Annotated in this window: 4 protein-coding genes; all 4 read left to right on the top strand. The window is 74.6% G+C overall.

Going from position 1 to position 6,030, the window contains the following annotated elements:
• Nucleotides 1-301 precede the first annotated feature (301 nt).
• Nucleotides 302-1,291, top strand: a complete 990-nt coding sequence (locus LCE31_RS35275; RefSeq protein ID WP_225021849.1) for a polyprenyl synthetase family protein — start codon at nt 302-304, stop codon at nt 1,289-1,291.
• A 33-nt stretch (nt 1,292-1,324) separates the two neighbouring features.
• On the top strand, nt 1,325-3,442 hold the full coding sequence (locus LCE31_RS35270; protein WP_225021848.1) for a tryptophan 2,3-dioxygenase family protein: 2,118 nt from the start codon (nt 1,325-1,327) through the stop codon (nt 3,440-3,442).
• A gap of 114 nt (nt 3,443-3,556) precedes the next feature.
• Nucleotides 3,557-4,582 carry a polyprenyl synthetase family protein gene (locus tag LCE31_RS35265; RefSeq protein WP_225021847.1) on the top strand — a complete coding sequence of 342 codons (1,026 nt, stop codon included), beginning with the start codon at nt 3,557-3,559 and terminating at the stop codon, nt 4,580-4,582.
• Nucleotides 4,579-6,030 (top strand): MFS transporter (locus LCE31_RS35260; RefSeq protein WP_225021846.1); only part of this gene is annotated, 1,452 nt, incomplete at its 3' end. The genes LCE31_RS35265 and LCE31_RS35260, both read left to right, overlap by 4 nt.

The following is a 6,030-nucleotide window of genomic DNA, read 5'->3' as shown; positions in this document are numbered from 1 at the left end:
CGCGGGGGGGTGCGCGGGAGGACCCGGGGGCGAGGGCCCCGTACGTGCACCGCCAGGGGCCCGTACGGGGCCGTGTGTTGCACGCGGAAGCGCAGCCGTACACACGCCCTATGTTGCCCGTACACGCGCCGTGGACCGCACGCGCAGGCGCATCCGTACAGGTGCCGTGTGCCGCACGCGCGGGCGCTCCCGTGCGGGGCCGTGGGCCGCCCGGCCAAAGACGCCATCCCCCGGTCCCGTTCGGGCCCAAGTCGCCCTGGCGCGCTGACGATCGCCGAGCCGTCTCCCTAACGTCACACACATGACCGACATCGATGTGCCCCAGGTCGCCGACCCGAAGGTCGCCGCGATGGTGCGTGCCGAGGTCGAGGGCCGGTGGCCGAACGGCGTTTCGGACCTCGACGAAGTGGTGCGCTACGGGCTGGTGCCCTTCGGCAAGATGATGGGCCCCTGGCTGGTGGTCCGCTCGGCCCTCGCGGTGGGCGGCGACGTGGAGACCGTACTGCCCGCCGCCGTGGCGCTCGAGTGCATTCAGGTCGGGGCCATGATGCACGACGACATCATCGACAGCGACGCCCAGCGGCGCGGCAAGCCCGCGGCCCACACCGTCTTCGGGCAGCCGATGGCGATCGTGGGCGGGGACGGACTGTTCTTCCACGGCTTCGCCGCGCTGGCCGAGTGCCGCGAGGCCGGGGCCTCGGCCGACAGCGTCACCCGGGCGCTGACCGTGCTGTCCCAGGCGGGACTGCGGATCGGCAGTGCGGCCGTCCAGGAGATCCGCATGAGCCGCCAGATCTGCTCCATCACCTCCTACCTCAAGATGATCGCCGACAAGAGCGGCGCCCTGCTGTGGATGGCGTGCGGTGTCGGCGCCACCCTCGGCGGCGCCGAGGACATACCGCTCAAGGCGCTCGGCCAGTACAGCGACCAACTGGGCATCGCCTACCAGATACGCGACGACCTGATGGCGTACGACGGCACCCGCGCGGGCAAGCCGAACGTCTCCGACGTACGCAACGGCAGGCCCACCCTGCCCGTGCTGCTGGCCCACGAGCGCGCGCCCCTGGAGCGCAGGCGGCGCATCGAGCAACTGCTCGCCGACGTCCAGGCGCCGGCGGCCGAGCGCCACGGGGCCATGTCGGAACTCGTCGACGCCTACGACGGGATCGAGGCGGCGCGCGTGGTGTCGCACCACCATGTGCGGCTCGCCTCGACGGCACTCGAAAGCCTTCCGCCCGGACCGCACCGCGACGCCCTCGCGGAACTGACCGTGCCGGGCCGCCTGGTCTGACAGCGCGCCGAAATCCCCCGAGGAGCTGGCCCGATGACCTCCCCGACCTATGCGACCTATCTGCGGCTGGAAGAACTGCTCGCCCTCCAGCACCCCCTGACGCCTGCGGAACAGTGCGATCTGAGCGACAGCGAGCGCCTGTTCATCGTCGTGCACCAGGCCTCCGAGACCCTGCTCAGCCAAGTCCTCGTGGATCTGCGGCACATCGCCGCCGGAGAGTGCGGGGAGCAGTGCTTCGCCGACCGGGCGGAGCGGGCCGCGCGGCTCGTCGACGCCCTGTCGGAGCAGCTGACCCTGCTGCGGCGCACGCTGCGGCAGGAGGACTTCCTGCGGTTCAGGGACCGGTTCGGCACGGCGAGCGGACTCGACTCCGAGCAGTTCCGGGCGCTGTTCGCGCTGATGAAGGACCTGGCCGCGGAGGGCAAGGACGGCCCGCCGCTGCCGGAACGGGAGTTCAAGGAACTGGACGGGGCCATACGGCGCTGGCGGCAGACGCACTGGGAGCTGGTCGGCCACATGCTCGGCGACCGGCCGGGCACGGGGCAGACGTCCGGTGCCGATTTCCTCGCCGCGCGGATCGACGGAACGGATCTGGACCCCACGAGCACGGACGCCGCGAGCCCGAACGTCACGAAGGCAGACACCGCGAGCATGGACGTCACCAACGCGAAGCTCACAAGCACGGACGTCACCGACGCGGGCGGCGAGCGGCCCGGCGATGGCGCAACGGCCCCCGGGCCCCGGGTCCGCGACGGCGGCCCGCGGCGCGCACCGGCCGCGCGACCCGGCGCAGGGCGCGGCACGCTCGGCCGTGTGGTGGTGCTCGGCGGGAGCGTGGCGGGGCTGCTGGCCGCGCGCGTCCTCGCCGATCGCGCACGGCAGGTGACGGTGCTCGAACGCGACCGCTACGAGGACGGCCCGGTGCCACGCGCCGGGGTGCCGCAGTCGCGCCACACCCATGTCCTGCTGGCCGGCGGCATGAACGCTCTGGACCGGCTGCTGCCCGGCCTCGTCCCCGAGTTGCGGGACGTGGACGCCCCGCGGCTCGCGGTGCCGGGCGAGGTCGGTGTGTGGCAGGCCGGGCGGTGGATCTCCCGCCGCAACCCGTCGGCGCCGATCATGACCCCGTCCCGTCCGCTGCTCGAACTGGCCATCCGCAGGCGGGTGCTGGCCGACCCCAGGATCGAGGTCCGCACGGGCGTCGAGGCGACCGGCCTGCTCGGGCGGCCGGACGAGGTGACGGGTGTGCTGCTGCGTGCCCGCGGCGGGGACGACGGCGACCCCCCGGAGGAACTCGCCGCCGATCTGGTGGTGGACGCGACCGGCCGGGCCAGCCGTACTCCGCGCTGGCTGGCCGCGCTCGGCGCGCCCGCGCTCGCGGAGGAGGTGGTGGAGACCGGGCGGGCGTACGCGACGTGCGTGTTCACCGGTGAGGGACCCGCGCAGGACCTCAGGGGCTTCTACATCGTCCCCGACTCGGGGCAGCCGATCGGTTCGATCCTCCTGCCTGCGGAGGGCGACCGCTGGATGGTCACCCTGTCGGGGCCCCGGGGCCAGGAACCGCCCACGGACGTCGAGGGATTCGTCGACTTCGCGCGCCTCCTCCCGCATCCCGCACCGCACGACTGGCTGCGCTCGGCGTGCCCGGTGAGCCGGCCCGTGGGCTATCGGCACACCGCGAACCGGCGGCGGCGCTACGACCGGCTGCCCGGGGACAGGCGCGGGCTGCTGGTCGTCGGCGACGCGGTGTGCGCGCTCAACCCCGTCTACGGGCAAGGGGTTTCCGTCGCGGCCCTCAACGCCGTCGCGCTCGCGAGGGAGCTGGCGGGCGAGCGGCTGCCCTCGGTGGCCGCCCTCCAGCGGGCGATCGTGCGCTCGTCCAGCGCGGCGTGGACCATCGCGACAGGCGCGGACAGCCCCATGCCCGGGGTGTCGGGCAACGCCGTGCGCTCCGGCCCCGTCACCCGGCTCCTCACCCGCTACCTGGACCGCGTGCGCGACCACGTACCGGGCGATCCGGTGGTGTGCGCCGCCAACCGCGACGTCCTCTTCCTGCTGGCCCCGCCCCGCGCGCTGCTCTCCCCGCGCGTCGTACGGCGCAGCCTGCTCAGCCCACCGGTCCCGACCCCCCGCGGCCTGCCCACGCCGTGACCGCCTCGACCCCACAGGGAAGGTGCCCATGCGACACCCCAGCGCGCCCGCCGTCCGGCCGCGCGCGGCCGGGTCCCCACCTCCTCCTTCGGCCACGACAGATCGGCGGGTGCCATGACGACAGCATCGGTCAACTCCCTCACCGAGGTACTCGACAGCGGCCGTACGCTCGTCGGGCCCGCCCTGCACAGCGCCGTCGAGCGGTACCTGGGACCTGAGATGAGCCGGGTCAGCGGCTACCACCTCGGCTGGGCGGACGCCGAAGGCCGGCCGGCCGGTGCCTGGGGCGGCAAGCTGGTCCGGCCCACCCTCGTCCTGCTGTCGGCCCGGGCGGCGGGCCCGACGGCCGCCGACGGCGTGCCCGCCGCGGTCGCCCTCGAACTGGTCCACAACTTCTCACTGCTGCACGACGACATCATGGACGGCGACGAGACCAGGCGGCGCCGGGCCACCGCCTGGACGGTCTTCGGGGTGCCGAACGCGATCCTGGCCGGTGACGCGCTGATCACCGCCGCCACGTCCGTACTGGTCGAGGCGCCCGCGGTGGGCGCGGCCGCGGCCACGGCCGCCCTGATGGCGGCCACCCAGCGGATGATCAACGGCCAGGCCTCGGACGTCGCGTTCGAGCAACGCGACGACGTGGCGCTCAGCGAGTGCGTCCGCATGGCGGGCGACAAGACGGGCGCCCTGCTCGGCTGCGCCTGCTCCCTCGGCGCCGCCCTGGTGGGCGCCGGGCGCGACCAGGTCGACGGGCTCGCCGCCTTCGGCGAACACATCGGCCTGGCCTTCCAGTTGGTGGACGACCTGCTGGGCATCTGGGGCGACCCGGCGACCACGGGCAAGGCGGTGGGCGCCGACCTGCGCGTGCGCAAGAAGTCCCTGCCCGTGGTCGCGGCGCTGAACGCCCCGGGGTCCGAGGAGCTGCGCGCCCTCTACCTGAGCACCGAACCCCTCGACGAGGACGGCGTCCGGCGCGTCACCGCCCTCGTGGAGCACGCGGGCGGCCGGGACTGGGCGCGCGAGGAGGCCGCGCGCCAGACCGCGGCGGCGGCGGAGAGCCTTGCCGCGTCCGGCGTCCCCGCCGACGTGCGCGGCGAGTTCGCGGACGTCGCCGAGTTCATCGTGGGCAGGAGCCTGTGACCCGGGAGGGTGCCCCCGGCCAGGGGCAGGCCGTCGCCCCGCAGGGCGCACGGCCGGACGGGCCACCGGGCGAGCGCGGGATCGTGGTGGTCGTCGCGCTCGCCGCCGGAGTGGCCGCGATGGCGCAGACCACGGTCGTACCGCTGCTCGGCGAGTTGCCCGGGCTGCTGCACGCGGGGGCGGCCGGCACCTCGTGGATCGTCACCGCCACGCTGCTCGGCGGCGCGGTCACCAGCCCGGTCGTCGGGCGGCTCGGTGACCTCTACGGCAAGCGGCGGCTGGTACTGACTGTGCTGGTGCTGGTGACCGCGGGCTCGGTGCTGTGCGCCGTGTCCGACTCACTCGCGCCCGTGATCGTGGGTCGCGGGCTCCAGGGCATCGGCATGGGCCTCGTACCGCTCGGCATCAGCCTCCTGCGTGACGTGCTGTCTCCGCGCCGGCTCGGTTCCGCGATCGCCCTGACCTCGTCCGTGCTGGGCATCGGGGCCGCGGTCGGGCTGCCGCTGGCCGCCGCGGTGGCGCAGTTCGCCGACTGGCACCTGCTGTTCTGGGGCATCGGCGTGCTGACGGCGGTCATCGGGGTGCTGGTGGCCCGGCTCGTCCCGGTGACCCCGCCGCTGGCCAGGGGGCGGTTCGACGGGGTGGGCACGCTGGCCCTGACCGCGGGTCTGACCGCGCTGCTGCTGGCGGTCTCGTACGGCGGCGAGTGGGGCTGGACCGGCGCCGCCACGCTCGGCCTGCTGGCGGGAGCCCTCGTGGCCCTCGTGCTGTGGGGCGTGTGGGAGCGCCGGACGCGCGACCCGCTGATCGACGTCCGCACCGCGGCGCGGCGGCCGGTCCTGCTGGTGAACGCCACCTCGGTCCTCGTGGGCTTCGCCCTGTACGCGCAGCTGCTGATGGTCCCCCAGCTGCTCGAACTGCCCACCGCGACGGGGTACGGGCTCGGCCGCTCGATGGTGCAGGCAGGACTGCTGATGCTGCCCGCCGGGGTGGCGATGATGGGCGCGTCGACGCTGGGCGCCCGGATCTCCGCGGCACGTGGCCCGAAGACCTCCCTGCTGTCCGGCACCGTGCTGATCGGCGTCGGGTACGTGGTCTCCCTGACCGGGATGGGCTCCGTCACGGCACTGGTCGTCGGCACCGTGGTGACCCAGGGCGGTGTCGGCTTCGCCTACGGGGCGATCCCCGCGCTGCTCATGACGGCGGTCCCGGCGGCGGAAACGGGGGCGGCGAACGGGTTCAACACACTGATGCGCTCCCTCGGCACCTCGCTGTCCGGCGCCGTGGTCGGGGCGGTCTTCGCGCAGCTGAGCTCGCCGCTCGGCGGCGCGCCCGTCCCCCGGCGCGAGGCCTTTGTGCTCGTCGCGGCGGTCGGGCTCGGCGGGGCCGTGCTCGCCCTGGCGACCGGCTCCGCGATCCCCGGGCGGCCCCGGCCCACCGGACAGCCC

The sequence above is a fragment of the Streptomyces sp. 8L genome (assembly GCF_020176795.1).
Classification (GTDB): Bacteria; Actinomycetota; Actinomycetes; order Streptomycetales; family Streptomycetaceae; genus Streptomyces.
The sequence above is the reverse complement of the archived record's forward strand: the minus strand, read 5'-3'. Positions and strand labels throughout refer to the sequence as shown.

What these genes read in the sequence shown, in the direction of transcription:
- LCE31_RS35270 (WP_225021848.1), top strand. Translation starts at nt 1,325, where the DNA reads ATGACCTCCCCGACCTATGCGACCTATCTGCGGCTGGAAGAACTGCTC.
- LCE31_RS35265 (WP_225021847.1), top strand. Translation starts at nt 3,557, where the DNA reads ATGACGACAGCATCGGTCAACTCCCTCACCGAGGTACTCGACAGCGGC.
- LCE31_RS35275 (WP_225021849.1), top strand. Translation starts at nt 302, where the DNA reads ATGACCGACATCGATGTGCCCCAGGTCGCCGACCCGAAGGTCGCCGCG.